Below are 16313 nucleotides of genomic sequence, written 5' to 3' on the forward strand. Positions count from 1 at the left end.
GACAACGGGCATCACCCCGGGGGGTTCTCCACTCCAGAGCACGACGTAGGGCACGTGCTCGTGCCGAGGAGGGTTCGAACGGCCCCGCTCCGGTGCGGGGTTTGGCGAACGTGTACGCAACTGCTCCACCACCTTCCGTAACTGGCTTGAGCCAGTTGAGCATTGGGGCGCGAACGCTGTCAAGCGACTGGCTCAAGCCAGCTGTTAGCCTTCTCGTGTGCCCACCTCTTCCCCTTCGCCCGAACCGCTCCCGAGCAGGCGGATCGCCGAGACGCTGCGTGCCGCCATCGAGAACGGCGAGCTGTCACCCGGAGACCGGCTCCCCTCGGAGCGCTCCCTCGCCGAGCAGTACGGCGCGGCTCGCAACACCGCCCGTGAGGCGATCCGCATCCTTGCCGAGCAGGGCTTGGTCATCGCCGAGCACGGACGCGGCGTCTTCGTCCGCGAACGAAAACGCCTCCTGCGTTTCGGCAGCGACCGCTACTCGCTCAAGAATCGCGAGACGGGCCTGACGCCTTTCCGGTTGGAGGCCGCGCGCCAGGGCCGGACAGCGCGGATCGAGGTCCTGGGCATCACGCGCGAGGAGCCGCCCGAGGACGTGGCCGAACGGCTGGGCGTTCCCACCGGAATCGCCGGCGTCGTACACCGCGAGAACCACTACTTCGCCGACGACGAGCCCGTGCAGATCGTCTCCACCTACCTGAAGTGGGAGGAGGCGCAGGGCACGCCGCTCATGGAGCCGCGGTCCGGACCGCACGGGATCTACGGCCGGCTGGAGGAGCTCGGGCATGTCATGACGCGGGGACGCGACGAGATCACGGCACGCATGCCCTCGCCGCACGAATCCGCGCTTCTCCGACTCCCGCCGGGCGTACCGGTCCTCGAGGTGTTGCACACCAGCTTCGACCAGAACGCAGAGCCCTTCGAGGTGTCGCGCTACGTCCACCGGGCCGACCGCGCCGGGCTGCTCTACGAACTCCCCGTCGAGCAGGCCGAGTCCTGAGGTGGGAGACGTGATGACCGAGTCCCGCGGGCCCGTGGTGCGGCCGATCCGGGCGGAGGACGTGGCCGATGCCGCCACCGCGCTCGTGGACGTCCACGGCACGGACGGCTACCCGGTGGAGGGGGTCGCGCAGCCCGAGGCGTGGATCGCTCCGCCCGGGGTCGTCGCGGCATGGGTCGGCGTGCTGGACGGCCAAGTCGTCGGCCACGTGGCGGTGATGAGCCCCAACGGCGACGAGGACGCGGTGGCGCTCTGGCGAAGCCGGGGCGCGGACGGGGCGGACATCGGCGTGCTCGCCCGGCTCTTCGTCGTACGGGCCGCGCGCGGGCGGGGCCTTGGTGAAAGCCTTGTCCGAGAGGCCATGGCCTTCGCGCGCGCCCGCTCCCTGCGGCTCGTCCTCGATGTCCTGCACAAGGACGCCGCGGCGATCCGCCTCTACGACCACCTCGGCTGGCACCCGATCGGCGAAGCCCAGCACCACTACGGCACCAACCCCCCCGCCCCCGCCCGCTGTTACACCTGGCCTTCGCCGTAGGGAGTCACCAGCACATGAGGCCCACCCCGGCAGACCCCGATGCCTGGAACGACTACCTCGCCGAGGGCAACGCCACCCAGGCACGCAAACGTGCGGCCCGAGCTGCGCCGCACAGGGAACCCCGGTTCGTTGGCCCGCAGGGGGGATGGCGGGTGCCGTCCGCGGCCGCGGCCGTACGTCGGGAAGCCGCGCCGCTTGGGCCCAATTTCTGTTATCCCACTGCTCAGTGGACCCTCTCCTGTGTGTAGGGAACCGAGGAAGTGGAGCGAGGCTATGCGTGCGGGCGACCGGGTCGGGCCCGACCCTGATGTGGTGACGGCAGCCAGAGCCGGTGACGAGCGCGCCCTCGACGCGCTCGTCGCCCAGTGCCTCCCGCTGGTCTACAACATCGTCGGGCGCGCGCTCGACGGGAACGACGACGTGGACGACGTCGTCCAGGAGACCCTGCTGCGGGTCGTCCGGGGGCTGGGCGACCTGCGCGAGCCCACCGCGTTCCGCTCCTGGCTGGTGGCGATCGCCGTCCGCCAGGTCCGCGACCGCGAGCAGGCCCGCAAAGCCGCCTGGCACCAGCGCACCGGCCTGGACGCGGCCGAACTCATCCCCGACCCGGCCTCCGACTTCGCCTCGGTGACGATCCTGCGGCTCGGCCTGACCGACCAGCGCCGCGAGATCGCCGAGGCGACCCGGTGGCTGGACCCGGGCGACCGCACCCTGCTCGCCCTGTGGTGGCTGGAGGAGACCGGCGACATCGGCCGCACCGAACTCGCCGAGGCGCTGGGCCTGACCCGCCAGCACGCGGCCGTCAAGGTGCAGCGGATGAAGGAGCAACTGGAGACCTCCCGCACGGTCGTCCGGGCGCTCGGCGCGGCCGACGACTGCGGCGAGCTGCGGGCGCTGGCCGGCGGCTGGGACGGCATCCCCAGCCCGCTGTGGCGCAAGCGCTTCGCCCGCCACATACGGGGCTGCGCGGTGTGCGGGCGGACGGCCGGCGTCCTGCTCCCGATGGACCGCCTGCTCAGCGGCCTGCCGCTGCTCCCCGTGCCGTTCGCCCTGGGCGGCCTGCCGCCGGCACCGGGGCACGTACCGGGCCCTGTGCCGGGCAGCCACCCCGCGCCCGGCCCCCACCCCGTCCCGGACGGGCACCCCGGACCCGGCCACATGCCGCACCCCGCTCCGGGCGGGCACTCCCCCACGCCGGGTCATTTGCCGGGCTCCTCCGCGCCGGGTGCCCAGCCCGCGCCCGGCGGCCACGTCCCCCTGCCGGACCACGTACCGGTCTCCTCCGCTCCTGGTACGCAGCCCGCTTCCGGCGGCCAGCCGACGGTCCCGCACCCGCGCGGCCCGCGGCGGCCCGGCGCCCACCGGGGTGCCCACCGGCTCGGGTCGCGGCTGCTGCACGGTCCGCTCGCCGTGCCCGCCGCGGCCGTGACCGCCGTCGCCGCGGTGGCGGCCTCCGCGCTGGTCGCCGTCCACGTCAGCGACGGCAAGGACGCGCCCGCCGCGCACGCGGCCCCCGCCACCACGACCGCCTCGCCCACCACCGCGGCCCCCACCACCCCGGTGCCCACGACCACGTCGCCCACCCCGACGCCGACGAAGACGCACCCGCCCGCGCCGAAGAAGCCCGCCACGCACGCGCCCGTCAAGGCGCCGCCCCCGCCCGCGCCGCCCGCGTCCTCCTCCCGCAAGGGCGTCGGCGTATGGAGCTTCGACGGGGTCAACACCGCGCTCGCCGAGTCGGGAGCGAGCTGGTACTACACGTGGTCCACCACGCACTCCGGCATCAGCGGCCCCGGCTTCGTGCCGATGATCTGGGGCTCGGGCAGCGTCACTTCGGCCGCGCTCGCGCAGGCGCGGCAGGACGGGCCCTACCTGCTGGGCTTCAACGAGCCCGACATGGGCGGCCAGTCCAACATGACGGTCGATCAGGCGCTCTCTCTGTGGCCGAAGTTGGAATCGGCGGGCAAGGTGCTGGGCAGTCCGGCGGTCGCGTACGGCGGCGACACCCCGGGCGGCTGGCTGGACCGCTTCATGACCGGCGCGAAGCAGAAGGGGTACCGCGTCGACTTCATCGCGCTGCACTGGTACGGCGGGGACTTCACCACGTCGGACGCGGTCGCGCAGCTGCGCTCCTACCTCGAGGCGGTGCACAGCCGCTACGGGAAGCCGATCTGGCTCACGGAGTTCGCGCTCACCGACTTCTCCACGGGCACCGCGCGCTACCCGAGCGACGCCCAGCAGGCCGCGTTCCTCACCGCGGCGACGAAGATGCTCGACGGGCTGCCCTACGTCCAGCGCTACGCGTGGTTCGGCCTCCCGGCCAAGGACGGCGCCCCGAGCACGGGCCTCTTCCACAGCGGCCCCGTGGCCACGGAAGAGGGCCGCGCCTTCGAAAGGGCCCGCTGAGCCGGGCGGCTCCCCGCCGCAGGGGTTCCGGTACGCCGCCGGGTGCCGCCCGAGGCGGTGCGGGTGCGGCTGCCCGCCGCGAGGGTTCCTGTCTCGTCGCCGACAGCCGGCCGGTGACCGGTTGCGCGCGCAGTTCCTCCCCCAGGGCTTCGCCTGGGGGCACCCCCAGCGCCCCTTTCGGGTTCCCGTCCGCCCCACGGGGGTCCAATGCCGCCCCGAGGCCGGTGGCCTCTTCTGGGGGTTCCCACCTCTGGGGGAGCCGTTCCCCGCGCCCCGGAAAACCTCGCTCTGCGCGCGAAGGGCGAGCACATCAGGGGCGCGGGGAACTGCGCGACGAGCCCAGAACCGGCCTGCGGCCGGGGACCGGCGGAAGCCCCCACGGCGGGCAGCCGTTCTTGGGGGCGCGGGGAACTGCGCGACCAGCCATCCTGCGGGCAGCACCCGGCACTGTGGGACAACCCCCACGGCGGGGCGCCGTGGCCGCGCTGCCGCAACGGCGGCACCCAACCCCGTAAAGAACCCTTATGCGTGGATCGCGGAAGCCGTTTCGCTCAAAGGGCGCCCTGTGGCGCCGTGCCGCGAGGCGACGATCTCCGCCGCGATGGAGAGCGCCGTCTCCTCGGGGGTGCGGCCGCCGAGGTCGAGGCCGATCGGGGAGTGGAGGCGGGCCAGGGCGGAAGCGGGGAGCCCCGCGGCGCGCAGGCGCTCCGACCGGTGGTCGTGGGTGCGGCGCGAGCCCATCGCGCCCACGTAGGCGAGCGGAAGGCGCAGGGCGCGGTCGAGGAGCGGGACGTCGAACTTCGCGTCGTGGGTGAGGACGCAGACGGCCGTACGGGCATCGAGCCGCCCGGCCGCGGCCTCGGCGTCGAGGTAGCGGTGCGGCCAGTCCACGACGACGTCCTCGGCCTCGGGGAAGCGCGCGGCGGTGGCGAAGACCGCGCGGGCGTCGCAGACGGTGACCCGGTAGCCGAGGAACCGCCCGGCCCGTACGAGGGCGGCCGCGAAGTCGATCGCCCCGAACACCAGCATCCGCGGCGGCGGCACGCTGGACTCCACCAGCAGCGTCAGCGGCACCCCGCAGCGGCTCCCCTCGGCCCCGATCCCCACCGTGCCGGAGCGCCCGGCGGCGAGCATCGCCGCGGCCTCGGCGGCCGCCGTGCGGTCCCGTACGGGGTCGCCGAGGGAGCCGACGCGGGAGCCGTCGGGCCGTATCAGCAGGGCGCGGCCGAGGAGTTCGGCCGGGCCCGCGACGACGCGGGCGAGCGCCGCCGCCTCCCCCGAGGCGGCGGCGGCAAGCGCGGCGGCCACCTCGGGCCGCTCGGCGGGGTCGATCCGCTGGATGGCGACGTCGATGACGCCGCCGCAGGTCAGCCCGACGGCGAAGGCATCGTCGTCGGAGTAGCCGAACCGTTCGAGCGCGGTCGCCGGCCCCTCGCCGGAGAGCGCCTGGCGGCACAGCTCGTAGACCGCGCCCTCCACGCAGCCGCCCGAGACGCTGCCGATCGCGGTGCCGTCGGCGTCGACGGCGAGCGCGGCGCCGGGCCGGCGCGGGGCGCTGCCCCCGGTGGCGGCCACGGTCGCGACGGCGAACGGGCGGCCGAGCCCGCTCCAGCGGTGCAGCTCCCCGGCGAGATCCAGCATGGTGTTCCCCTTCATGGAGAAGTGACCTGAAATATCGTCAGACACCTCTGACGGAGCCCTAGTTGACGCCCAGCCACGCCTCGATGGGGTGCAGCGCGAAGTAGACGGTGAAGACGGCGGTCAGCGCCCACATGAAAATCCCGGGCTCGCGCCAGCGCCCCTGCGCGAACCGGATCGCGGTGTAGGAGACCACCCCGGCGCCGACCCCGGCGGTGATGGAGTACGTGAAGGGCATCAGCGCCACGGTCATGAAGACCGGCACGGCCACCGCCCGGTCCGACCAGTCGACGTGCCGGGCGTTGCCCATCATCATCGAGCCGATCACCACCAGCGCGGCGGCGGCGACCTGCCCGGGCACGATCTGCGCGAGCGGGGTGAAGAACAGCCCGAGGGCAAAGAGCAGTCCGGTGACCACGGAGGACAGGCCCGTGCGGGCGCCCTCGCCGACGCCGGTGGCGGACTCGATGAAGACGGTCTGCCCGGAGGCGCCGGCGATGCCGCCGATCGCGCCGCCGGCCCCATCCACGAACAGCGCCTTGGACAGGCCCGGCATCCGGCCGCGCGCGTCGGCGAGCCCGGCCTCGGTGCCGACGCCGATGATGGTGGCCATCGCGTCGAAGAACCCGGCGAGCACGAGGGTGAAGACGATGACGGCGACCGTCATGCCGCCGATCGCGCCCCAGCCGCCGAAGGCGACGTGCCCGAGGAGCGAGAAGTCGGGCATCGACACGGCGCTGCCGTGCAGTTCGGGCGCGGTACCGCCCCAGTCGGCGGCGCTGAGCCCCGCGGCGGCGTTGACGGCGACGGCGAGCACGGTGCCGGTGACGATGCCGATCAGGATCGCGCCGGGCACGCCGCGGGCCTGGAGCATGAAGATCAGCAGCAGCGTGACGCAGAACAGCAGCACCGGCCAGCCGGACAGCTGCCCGCCGCGGCCGAGGGCGACCGGCGAGCTGCCGTGCGGGTCGCCGCGGCCGACGAAGCCGGCGTTGACCAGGCCGATCAGCGCGATGAACAGGCCGATGCCGATGGTGATGCCGTGCTTGAGCGGCAGCGGTATCGCGTTCATCACGATCTCGCGCAGCCCGGTGACCACGAGCAGCACGATGACGCCGCCGTAGATCACGCACATGCCCATCGCCTGCGGCCAGGTCATGTCCGGGGCGACCTGGGTGGAGATCACCCCGGCTACGCTCAGCCCGGCCGCCAGCGCCAGCGGTACCTTGCCCACCAGGCCCATCAGCAGCGTGGAGACGGCGGCGGCGAGCGCGGTGGCGGTGATCAGGGCCGCGTGGCCGAGCCGGTGGCCGTGCGCGTCGGGTCCGGACAGCAGCAGCGGGTTGAGCAGCAGGATGTAGCACATCGCCATGAAGGTGGTGATGCCGCCGCGGACTTCGCGCGGGATGGAGGACCCGCGCGCGGAGATGTGGAAGTAGCCGTCGAGCCGTCCGGTGCCGGCGGCCGAGTGCGGGCCGGGGCCCGTGCCGCCGGCCGCCGGGCGCGGCTCCACTGGTGTCTGGGTCATGTGCGCCAACTCCCAAGGTTCACAGGGGCACCCGGCCGCCGGAGCGCGGGCGGGATTTGGGATTCCGCGTGGCCTGCACGACCCGGGGGACGGCCCGAGGCGAACACGTGCGGTGCCTTCCCGTACCGGCGGCGCCGCTCGGCGCGGCCGGTACGGGCGGCGTTCAGGACCCGGTGAGGTGTTCCGGTCGCACCGGGGTCCGGTTGAGCTCCAGGCCCGTGGCCTGCCGGATGGCGGCGAGGACGGCGGGCGTGGACGACAGGGTGGGGGCCTCGCCGATGCCGCGCAGCCCGTAGGGGGCGTGCTCGTCGGCGAGTTCGAGGATGTCGAGCGGCATGCTCGGGGTGTCGAGGATGGTGGGGATCAGGTAGTCGGTGAAGGAGGGGTTGCGCACCTTGGCGGTCACGGGGTCGACCACGATCTCCTCCATGACGGCCACGCCCAGGCCCTGGGTGGAGCCGCCCTGGATCTGGCCGGCCACCGACAGCGGGTTGAGCGCCTTGCCGACGTCCTGCGCGCAGGCCAGCTCGACCACCTTGACCAGGCCGAGTTCGGTGTCGACCTCGACCACGGCCCGGTGGGCGGCGAAGCTGTACTGGACATGGCCGTTTCCCTGCCCGGTGCGCAGGTCGAACGGCTGGGTGGGCCGGTGCCGGAACTCCAGCTCCAGGTCCACCGCCTCGTCCTCGAGCACTTCGGCGATGGGCGCGAGCTTCTCGCCGCCGTCGGTCACCACGTGGCCGTCCTCCAGCAGGAGTTCGGCGGTCGCCCAGGCGGGGTGGTAGGTGCCGAACTTGCGGCGGCCGATGGCGAGGACCTTCTCCCGCACCGCCTCGCAGGTGTTCTTCACCGCGCCACCGGTCATGTACGTCTGCCGGGAGGCCGAGGTGGAGCCGGCCGAACCGACCTGCGTGTCGGCCGGGTTGATGGTGACCTGGGTGACGCCGAGTTCGGAGCGGGCGATCTGGGCGTGCACGGTGACGCCGCCCTGCCCGACCTCGGCCATCGCGGTGTGCACGGTGGCCACGGCCTCGCCGTTGATCGCCTCGATGCGCACCCGGGCGGTGGAGTAGTCGTCGAAGCCCTCGGAGAAGCCGACGTTCTTGATGCCGACCGCGTAGCCGATCCCGCGTACGACGCCTTCGCCGTGGGTGGTGTTGGACAGGCCGCCGGGCAGGGCCCGCACGTCGGCGCCCTCGGTGGTCTCCCACTGCCGCTCGGGCGGCAGCGGCATCGCCTTGACCCGGCGCAGCAGTTCGGCGACCGGCGCGGGCGAGTCCACGACCTGCCCGGTGGGCATCACCGCGCCCTGCTCCATGGCGTTGCGCTGCCGGAACTCGACGGGGTCCATGCCGAGTTCGGCGGCGACCTTGTCCATCTGCGCCTCGTAGGCGAAGCACGCCTGCACCGCGCCGAAGCCGCGCATCGCCCCGCACGGCGGGTTGTTGGTGTAGAGGGCCAGGGCCTCGATGTCGACGTCGTCCACGACGTAGGGGCCGACGCCGAGCGAGGCGGCGTTGCCGACGACGGCCGGGGAGGAGGAGGCGTAGGCGCCGCCGTCCAGCACGATGCGGCAGCGCACGTGCGTCAACTTGCCCTCCCGGGTGGCCCCGTGCTCGTACGTCAGCTTCGCCGGGTGGCGGTGGACGTGGCCGAAGAAGGACTCGAAACGGTTGTAGACGATCTTGACGGGCTTGCCGGTGCGCAGCGCGAGCAGGCAGCCGTGGATCTGCATCGACAGGTCCTCGCGGCCGCCGAAGGCACCGCCGACGCCGGAGAGGGTCATGCGGACCTTCTTCTCCGGCAGGCCGAGCACGGGGGCGATCTGCCGCAGGTCGGAGTGGAGCCACTGGGTGGCGACGTAGAGGTCCACCCCGCCGTCCTCGGCGGGCACCGCGAGCCCGGACTCCGGGCCGAGGAACGCCTGGTCCTGCATCCCGAAGACGTATTCGCCGCGTACGACGACGTCCGCGCGCCGGGCGGCGGCGTCGGCGTCGCCGCGTACGATCGGCTGGCGGTGCACGATGTTGGGGTGCGGCACGTGGCCGCTGTGGTGGTCGTCGCGGTCCTCGTGGACCAGTACGGCGCCGGGTGCGGTCGCGGACGCCTCGTCGGTGACGACGGGCAGCTCCTCGTAGACCACGCGGATCTTGGCGGCCGCGCGGCGGGCGGTCTCGGGGTGGTCGGCGGCGACCAGCGCGACGGGCTCGCCGTGGTGGCGGACCTTGCCGTGGGCGAGGACGGGGGTGTCGCGGATCTCCAGCCCGTAGTGGCGGACCTCGGTGGGCAGGTCGTCGTAGGTGAGCACCGCGTACACCCCGGGGGTGGCCAGCGCCTCGGCGGTGTCGATGGAGACGATCCTGGCGTGGGCGACGGTGCTGCGCAGGGTGTGGCCCCACAGCATGTCCTCGTGCCACAGGTCGGAGGAGTACGCGAACTCGCCGGTGACCTTCAGGACGCCGTCCGGGCGCAGCGTGGACTCGCCGATGCCGCCGCGGGTGCCGGTGGCGCCCTGGGTCAGGCCGCGGGCGACCCCGGTGGGGGTGCGGCCGCCCTCGGCGGCGCGGTTCTGCTCGGCCGTGCTCATGCTCACACCGCCCCTTCGGTGCGGGCGGCCGCGAGGCGGACCGCGTCGAGGATCTTCTCGTAGCCGGTGCAGCGGCACAGGTTGCCCGACAGGGCCTCGCGGATGTCGCCGTCGGAGGGTTCGGGGTTGCGTTCCAGCAACTCGTCGGCGGCGACCAGCAGTCCGGGGGTGCAGAAGCCGCACTGCACGGCGCCGGCGTCCACGAACGCCTGCTGCACGGTGGACAGTTCGCCCTCGGGTCCGGCCAGTCCCTCCACGGTGGTGACCTCGCGGCCTTGCGCCTGGCCCGCGGCCACCAGGCAGGAGCACACCGGCACGCCGTCCAGGCGGACCGTGCACGAGCCGCACTCGCCCTGCTCGCAGGCGTTCTTCGAGCCCGGCAGGCCGAGCCGCTCGCGCAGCACGTAGAGCAGGCTCTCGCCCTCCCAGACGTCGTCGGCGCTCGCCTGGCGGCCGTTGACGGTGAAGGTCACGCGCATGACTCGGTCCTCTCCGCTCCGCGGTACTCCCGCCAGGTCCAGTCCAGGGTGCGGCGGGCCATCACGCCCAGCGCGTGCCGCCGGTAGGAGGCGGTGCCCCGCACGTCGTCGATGGGATTGGCGGCGCCGGAGACCAGCGTCGCGAACTGCCGTGCCACCGCGGGCGGCAGGGCCGCCCGGCTCTCCCACAGCCCCGCCTCCTCCAGCGCCGCCGCCAGGAACTCCTCGGCGGCCCGGGCCCGGATCGGGGTGGGCGCGGCCGAGCCGATGCCGGTGCGCACCTGCCGGACCTCGGGGTGCAGGGCGATCCCGAAGGCGCACACCGCGATCACCATCGCGTTGCGGGTGCCGACCTTGGAGAACTGCTGCGGCCCGGTGGCCGTCTTCAGCCGGACCGCGCGGATCAGCTCGTCGGGCGCCAGCGCGTTGCGCTTCACGCCGACGTAGAAGTCGTCGATGGGGATCAGCCGGGTGCCGCGCACCGAGACCGCCTCGACCTCGGCGCCGCCGGCCAGCAGCGCCGGGTGGGCGTCGCCGGCTGGCGAGGCGGTGCCGAGGTTGCCGCCCACCCCGCCGCGGTTGCGGATCTGCGGGGAGGCCACGGTGTGCGAGGCGAGCGCCAGGCCCGGCGCCTGGGTGCGCAGGTGCTCCATGATCCGGCTGTAGGGCACGCTCGCGCCCAGCCGTACGGTCCCGGACCCGCTGTCGGTGTCGAACTCCGAGAGCTCCGGGATGCGGCCGAGGTCCAGCAGGTGCTCGGGCCTGCGGTGGTCGAAGTTGATCTCCACCATCACGTCCGTGCCGCCGGCGATGGGCACCGCGGAAGGGTGCTCGGCCTTGGCGGCGACCGCCTCCTGCCAGGTGGCGGGGCGCAGGAATTCCATGGGGGCGTCTCTTCTCGGGTCCGGGTGCTGTTCATGTCCTGTTACACGCGGCGTGGGGCCAGTACACGGCCCACCGGCCATCCGGGTGCAGTCACCGAACACATGAAGCGCCGCGCCGGCCGGGCCCCGGGTCTTGTAGATTCCTCCGAAAGGGCGGGCCGTGAAACCTCGCCGCATCCCATCGGCAACACGGATGCCGCACACTCCGGGTGGGGGCGGACGCGACCGCGCCACCACCGGCGACGAGCGGCCGGCCCCCGGCCGCGGACGAAGGCGAGACGTATGCGGCTGCGCGCACTGCTGGAGACCGACGCCCTCGGGCTGCGGCTGCTCGGCGGCGAGGACGAACTGGACCGCACCGTGCGCGGCGTGACCACCACCGACCTGCGCGACCCCGGCCGCTACCTCAGCGGCGGCGAACTGGTGCTCACCGGCCTCGCCTGGCGCCGCACGCCCGCCGACTCCGAGCCCTTCGTCCGGGTGCTGGCTGCCGCGGGGGTGGCCGCGCTCGGCGCCGGCGAGGCGGACCTGGGCGCCGTCCCGCGCGACGTGGTGGACGCCTGCGCGCGGCACCGGCTGCCGCTGTTCGCCGTGGACGAGCGGGTCGCCTTCTCCACCATCACCGAGTACGTGCTGCGGCAGGTCTCCGGCGAGCGGGCCGGCGACCTGGCCGCCGTGGTCGAGCGGCACCGCCGGCTGATGTCCGCCGGCCCCGGCGGACCCGGCGCCGTGCTCGACCTGCTCGCCGGCGACCTCGACCTGCGGGCCTGGGTGCTCTCCTCCACCGGCCGGGAGATCGCGGGCGCGGGCGGCACGCTGCCCGCTCCGGTGCGCGGCGAACTGGCCGGCGCCCAGCAGGCCGCCCGCCGCACCGGCCGCCCCGGCCCGTACCGGGTGGCCGCCCAGGGCGGGCGCACGTACTCGAACTTCCCTGTGCGCGGCGGCGAGGCGGACGCGGACCTGCGGGCGTCCGTGCTCTCCGACTGGTTCCTCGCGGTGGAGGCCGACGCCGGCGACTGGCCGGCGCAGCGGCTCGACCTGCTGCGGGGCGTGGCCCAGCTGATCGCGGTGGAGCGCGAACGGCGGGAGGCGGCCCGCGCGGTGCGGCGGCGGCTGGCCGCGGAGGTCTTCGAGCTGGTCGGGACCGGCGCGCCGGCCGCCGAGATCGGGGCGCGGCTGCGGGCCGCGGTGCCGGTGCTGGTGCCGGGCGCGGGCGCGCCGCACTGGCAGGTCGTGGTGGCGCGGGTGGACTGGTCGGGCGGCGAGGTGCCGCCGGGCCCGCCGGCCCGCGCCCTGCTGGAGGAACTGCTCGCCGACCCCTCGGACCGGGTGGCGGTCACGGTCGTGGACGACGAGGCGATGGCGCTGGTGCCGCTCGCCGAGGACGGCGGCCGGGCGCTGCGGGCGGAGCGGCTGCTGGAGGCGGTACGCGGGCCGCTGACCCGCGGGCTCGGCGACGACGGGCGGCTGACGGTGGGGATCAGCGCGGCGGTGGACTCCGCCGAGGGGCTGCGCGGCGCGCTGGAGGAGGCCCGGCACGCCCGCCGGGTGGCCGCCGCGCGCCCCGGCCGGGTCTGCGCGGCCGGTCACGACGAGCTGGCCTCGCACGTCCTGCTGCTGCCCTTCGTGCCCGACGACGTCCGCCGCGCCTTCACCGCCCGGCTGCTGGACCCGCTGCGGGCCTACGACCAGCGGCACCGGGCCGACCTGATCCCCACCCTGGAGGCATTCCTGGAGTGCGACGGCTCCTGGACCCGCTGCGCCAACCGCCTCCACCTGCACGTCAACACCCTGCGCTACCGCGTCGGCCGCATCGAGCAGCTCACCGGCCGCGACCTGTCCCGCCTTGAGGACAAGCTCGACTTCTTCCTGGCCCTGCGCATGAGCTGATGCCGGTCCCCGCCCGGAACGGAGCGGCAGCCGCTCACGGGGCACCCCGGTGGGCAGCGCGACAGGCAGGCGGGCCGCAAACGGCGGGCGGGCGCTGACCGGGCGGGCCGGTCACGGCCCGGCGGGCGTTGCCGGCACGGACGGCCGGGCCGGTCGGGCGAGGTGAGGTGGGGGGTTCTCAGGCGTCCGGTGCCGGGGTCAGCCAGGTGGGCACTCCGCCCAGGAGGGTGTGGAGGCGAATCGCCTCGGCGCGCAGCCGCGCCGCTTCCTCCGGGTCGGCGGCGACCTCGGCGCAGGAGAGCAGCGCGGGGGCGGTGCCGACGAGGTGGCCGAGTCCGACGCGGATGCGCAGGGACTCGCCGTACCCGTGGCGCGCCTCGGCGAGGTCGCCCTCGGCGGCGGCCAGGCCCGCCAGGTGGCGCCAGGTGAAGGAGGTCAGGAAGGCGTCGCCGTGGGCGACGGCGCCGGCGTGCGCCCTGCGGTAGGCCGCGCGGGCCGCCGCCGGGTCCGCGGCGATGTTCTCGGCGACCAGGCCGCGGCGGAAGTCCAGCAGCGGGCGGCCGGGCGAGCCGGGCCCGAGCAGCGCGGCGCTGCGCCCGAAGGCGGCACTGGCCTCGTCCGCGCGGTCGTGGACGGCGAAGACGGTCGCCCCGTAGGCGAGGTAGCCGCGTTCGGAGGCGGCCCCGCCGCGCTCCTCGTCGCTGTGCGCGACCGCCTCGGCCGTACGCAGCGCGTCCTCGGCCTCGGCCCACCCCGCGACGTGGTAGAAGCACGACTCGACCAGCAGCTCCGCCCGCAGCAGCGCGGCACCGGCGTCCTCGGCGCAGAAGGGCGCGAGCAGGGCCGCCGCCTCCGCCCAGCAGCCACGGGCCCGCAGCCGCCACACGTCCGGTACTCCGACCACCGATTCCGACAAGGCGGTATCCGTCACGGCATCTCCCCAAGCGCGTCATCGAGCCAGTGCGAGCGGTGCAGTGCGAGAGCAGCGCGAGCGGGGCGCACAGAGGGCCGGCCCGCGTGCGTTACGGGTGCAGTGGCGGAAGTCCAGCACGGCCGGGGGCCCCGCGCCAAGGGGTCGGAGATCAGTTCTTGTGAACGGGATCACTTTCACGAGCGGGCAAGCGGCTCCCCGGCCGTCACGGCACCGCTGCCCACCGGCCACGCAGTGTTCCGCCCGCGGTCGGCGGCGGCCCGCGAGGGACCAGGTGGCGCGCACCGGGCCGAATCACCCGGCCGGCCTACCGCGGTCGAGCCGAACGCGAGCAGGGGCCGCTAAGGTAAGGCTTACCATGCCAGCGATTGCGACGTCCTACGCCCGCCTGTCCGCCGTGCTGCCCTCCGCGCACGTCAGCGCCGGTCCCCCGCGCCGGGGGCGCGGCTGGCTGGGCGCGGCCGAACTCGCCGCGGGCGGCCCGGCGGTGGAGGCGTACGTCGCGGCGAACGCGAAGCAGCTGGGCGGCGGCCGCGGCGCCGAGGTGCGGACCGACGTCGCGGCCACCCTCGCCCTGCACCGCTATCTGTGGCCGGCCGCGCTGCTGTTCACGGTGCCGTGGTTCCTGTCCCGCCGGGTGCCCCGACTGCCGGTCGGCGACGTGTCGTTCCACACCACCACCGGGCGGATGACCGTACGGATGCGGGAGTTCGCCTGCCTGCCGGAGGACCCGGCCGCCGCACTGCCCGGCGCGCGGGTCGTGGCGTCGCCGGACGAACTGCGGGCCGAGGTCCGGGCGGCGGTCGCCGAGCACGCGACCCCCCTGCTGGCCGGATTCGCCCCCTTGCTGCGCCGCGGGCCGCGTGCCCTGTGGGGTCTGGTCACCGACGAGATCGCCGAGGGCCTCTCCTACGTCGCGGAGTTGCTCGGCGAGCGGGACCGTGCGGTCGCCGAACTCGGCCTGCTGCTGCCGGGCGGGACGAAACCACTGGCCGGCGGCGCGCACTTCAGGCACGGACCTGACGGAGTGTCACGCACCCGTGAGACCTGCTGCCTCTACTACACCATCGACCCCGCCGGTATCTGCTCCGGCTGCCCGCGCGCGTGCGAACGCCCCCGAATCGGACACCCGGCGAACGCGGCCTGACCGACCGCGCTACGATCTCGCTCAACTCGACTGTTCTGGTACGAGAGTTCGAGCACCCGGGGACCCGTACGCGTGCTCTTGTGCCGGAAAGTCGGCGAAATGTCTGCGCCCACCCGTGCTCTTCGCAATGATGTCGCTCGTGAGCCGTCCCGCGGCCCGAGCGCGACGGAAGCGACCCGAGGATTCGTACATGAGACTTACCGGAATATCGCTGAGCTGGACGATCTCGGGCGTGGTCGGCCTGTTCGTCCTCGCGGCCTGCGTGTACGTCGTCCGCAGCCGGCACGCGGGCGACAGCGGCCAGACCGACTCCTGGGAGCGCAGCGAGGAGCGGCGGCGGCGCAAGGAGGCCATCTACGGCAGCGCCTCCTACGTCCTGCTGTTCTGCTGCGCCGCGGTGGCGGCCGCCCTGTCCTTCCACGGGCTGGTGGGATTCGGCCAGCAGAACCTCGGCCTGACCAACGGCTGGGAGTACCTGGTGCCCTTCGGCCTGGACGGCGCGGCGATGTTCTGCTCGGTGCTCGCCGTGCGCGAGGCCAGCCACGGTGACGCCGCGCTCGGCTCGCGCATGCTGGTGTGGCTGTTCGCGGGCGCCGCGGCCTGGTTCAACTGGGTGCACGCGCCGCGCGGGGTGGACCACGCCGGCGCCCCGCAGTTCTTCGCCGGCATGTCGCTGTCGGCCGCGGTGCTCTTCGACCGCGCGCTGAAGCAGACCCGCCGGGCGGCGCTGCGCGAGCAGGGCCTGGTGCCCCGCCCGCTGCCGCAGATCCGCATGGTCCGCTGGCTGCGGGCGCCCCGCGAGACCTTCGCCGCCTGGTCGCTGATGCTGCTGGAGGGCGTGCGCTCGCTGGACGAGGCGGTCGAGGAGGTCCGCGAGGACAAGCGGCAGCGCGAGCAGCGCGAACTGCGCCGCCGCGACCACGACCGCATGGAGCGGGCGAAGATCAAGGCGCTGGCCCGTCAGAACCGCACCTGGCCGCGCGGCGGCCGGGGCGGGCGCCAGGTGGAGCTGCCCGCGGCAAGCGGCGCAGGCGGTGGGCAGCCCGCATCGGAGCCTGCCATAGCGGCCGAACTCCCGGCCGGTGAACTGCCGGTGCGCCAGCGGCCCGCCCTCCAGCCGGTCCGCGAGGAGGCCGCCCCGGCGACGCCGTCGGCCGCCGCGCCGACGATCGACCTCACGGCCGAGGACGACACGATGACGCTGCCCCGCCTGGACTCCCTGGAGCGCAAACTCCAGGACCTGGAGCGGCAGTTCGGCTGACCGGCACAGCTCCGGACGGCAAGG

The 16313-nt window shown here is 74.4% G+C and carries 12 protein-coding genes; 6 read left to right on the forward strand and 6 right to left on the reverse strand.

Annotation, left to right across the window (positions count from 1 at the left end):
• Positions 1 to 217: 217 nt before the first annotated feature.
• From BLR33_RS22585 to BLR33_RS36235, 3 genes are all read left to right on the forward strand, one after another.
• Positions 218 to 1003: a GntR family transcriptional regulator gene (locus tag BLR33_RS22585; protein WP_093786387.1), complete on the forward strand. Its 786-nt coding sequence runs from the start codon at positions 218 to 220 to the stop codon at positions 1001 to 1003.
• Between the two features lie 13 nt (positions 1004 to 1016).
• Complete coding sequence (locus BLR33_RS22590; RefSeq protein ID WP_093786388.1) at positions 1017 to 1538, forward strand: GNAT family N-acetyltransferase; 522 nt, start codon at positions 1017 to 1019, stop codon at positions 1536 to 1538.
• A 312-nt stretch (positions 1539 to 1850) separates the two neighbouring features.
• A complete protein-coding gene (locus BLR33_RS36235) occupies positions 1851 to 3944 on the forward strand; it encodes a sigma-70 family RNA polymerase sigma factor (protein WP_245771592.1) in 2094 nt (697 codons plus the stop codon).
• 522 nt (positions 3945 to 4466) lie between these two features.
• Here the strand turns inward: BLR33_RS36235 and BLR33_RS22605 are convergent.
• The 5 genes from BLR33_RS22605 to BLR33_RS22625 form a co-directional block, all read right to left on the reverse strand.
• Complete coding sequence (locus tag BLR33_RS22605; RefSeq protein ID WP_093786521.1) at positions 4467 to 5585, reverse strand: XdhC family protein; 1119 nt, start codon at positions 5583 to 5585, stop codon at positions 4467 to 4469.
• 58 nt (positions 5586 to 5643) lie between these two features.
• Positions 5644 to 7110, reverse strand: a complete 1467-nt coding sequence (locus BLR33_RS22610) for an NCS2 family permease (RefSeq protein WP_093786389.1) — start codon at positions 7108 to 7110, stop codon at positions 5644 to 5646.
• A gap of 163 nt (positions 7111 to 7273) precedes the next feature.
• A complete protein-coding gene (gene pucD, locus BLR33_RS22615; protein ID WP_093786390.1) occupies positions 7274 to 9697 on the reverse strand; it encodes a xanthine dehydrogenase subunit D in 2424 nt (807 codons plus the stop codon).
• Between the two features lie 2 nt (positions 9698 to 9699).
• The gene (locus BLR33_RS22620; protein ID WP_093786391.1) at positions 9700 to 10176 is read right to left on the reverse strand and encodes a (2Fe-2S)-binding protein; all 477 of its coding nucleotides are present in this window, start codon (positions 10174 to 10176) and stop codon (positions 9700 to 9702) included.
• On the reverse strand, positions 10167 to 11060 hold the full coding sequence (locus BLR33_RS22625) for an FAD binding domain-containing protein (RefSeq protein WP_093786392.1): 894 nt from the start codon (positions 11058 to 11060) through the stop codon (positions 10167 to 10169). The genes BLR33_RS22620 and BLR33_RS22625 overlap by 10 nt, the downstream gene beginning before the upstream one ends.
• A 282-nt stretch (positions 11061 to 11342) precedes the next feature.
• Between BLR33_RS22625 and BLR33_RS22630 the strand changes: the two genes are divergently transcribed.
• Complete coding sequence (locus BLR33_RS22630) at positions 11343 to 12950, forward strand: PucR family transcriptional regulator (RefSeq protein ID WP_093786393.1); 1608 nt, start codon at positions 11343 to 11345, stop codon at positions 12948 to 12950.
• A 178-nt stretch (positions 12951 to 13128) separates the two neighbouring features.
• Here the strand turns inward: BLR33_RS22630 and BLR33_RS22635 are convergent, their stop codons facing one another.
• A complete protein-coding gene (locus BLR33_RS22635) occupies positions 13129 to 13881 on the reverse strand; it encodes a hypothetical protein (RefSeq protein WP_093786394.1) in 753 nt (250 codons plus the stop codon).
• Between the two features lie 358 nt (positions 13882 to 14239).
• Between BLR33_RS22635 and BLR33_RS22640 the strand changes: the two genes are divergently transcribed.
• Entirely contained in the window at positions 14240 to 15028 is a 789-nt protein-coding gene (locus tag BLR33_RS22640; RefSeq protein WP_093786395.1) for a (2Fe-2S)-binding protein, read from the forward strand.
• A 190-nt stretch (positions 15029 to 15218) separates the two neighbouring features.
• On the forward strand, positions 15219 to 16289 hold the full coding sequence (locus BLR33_RS22645) for a DUF2637 domain-containing protein (protein WP_093786396.1): 1071 nt from the start codon (positions 15219 to 15221) through the stop codon (positions 16287 to 16289).
• The last annotated feature ends 24 nt before the right edge of the window (positions 16290 to 16313 follow it).

Source organism: Actinacidiphila guanduensis (assembly GCF_900103985.1).
GTDB lineage: Bacteria > Actinomycetota > Actinomycetes > Streptomycetales > Streptomycetaceae > Actinacidiphila > Actinacidiphila guanduensis.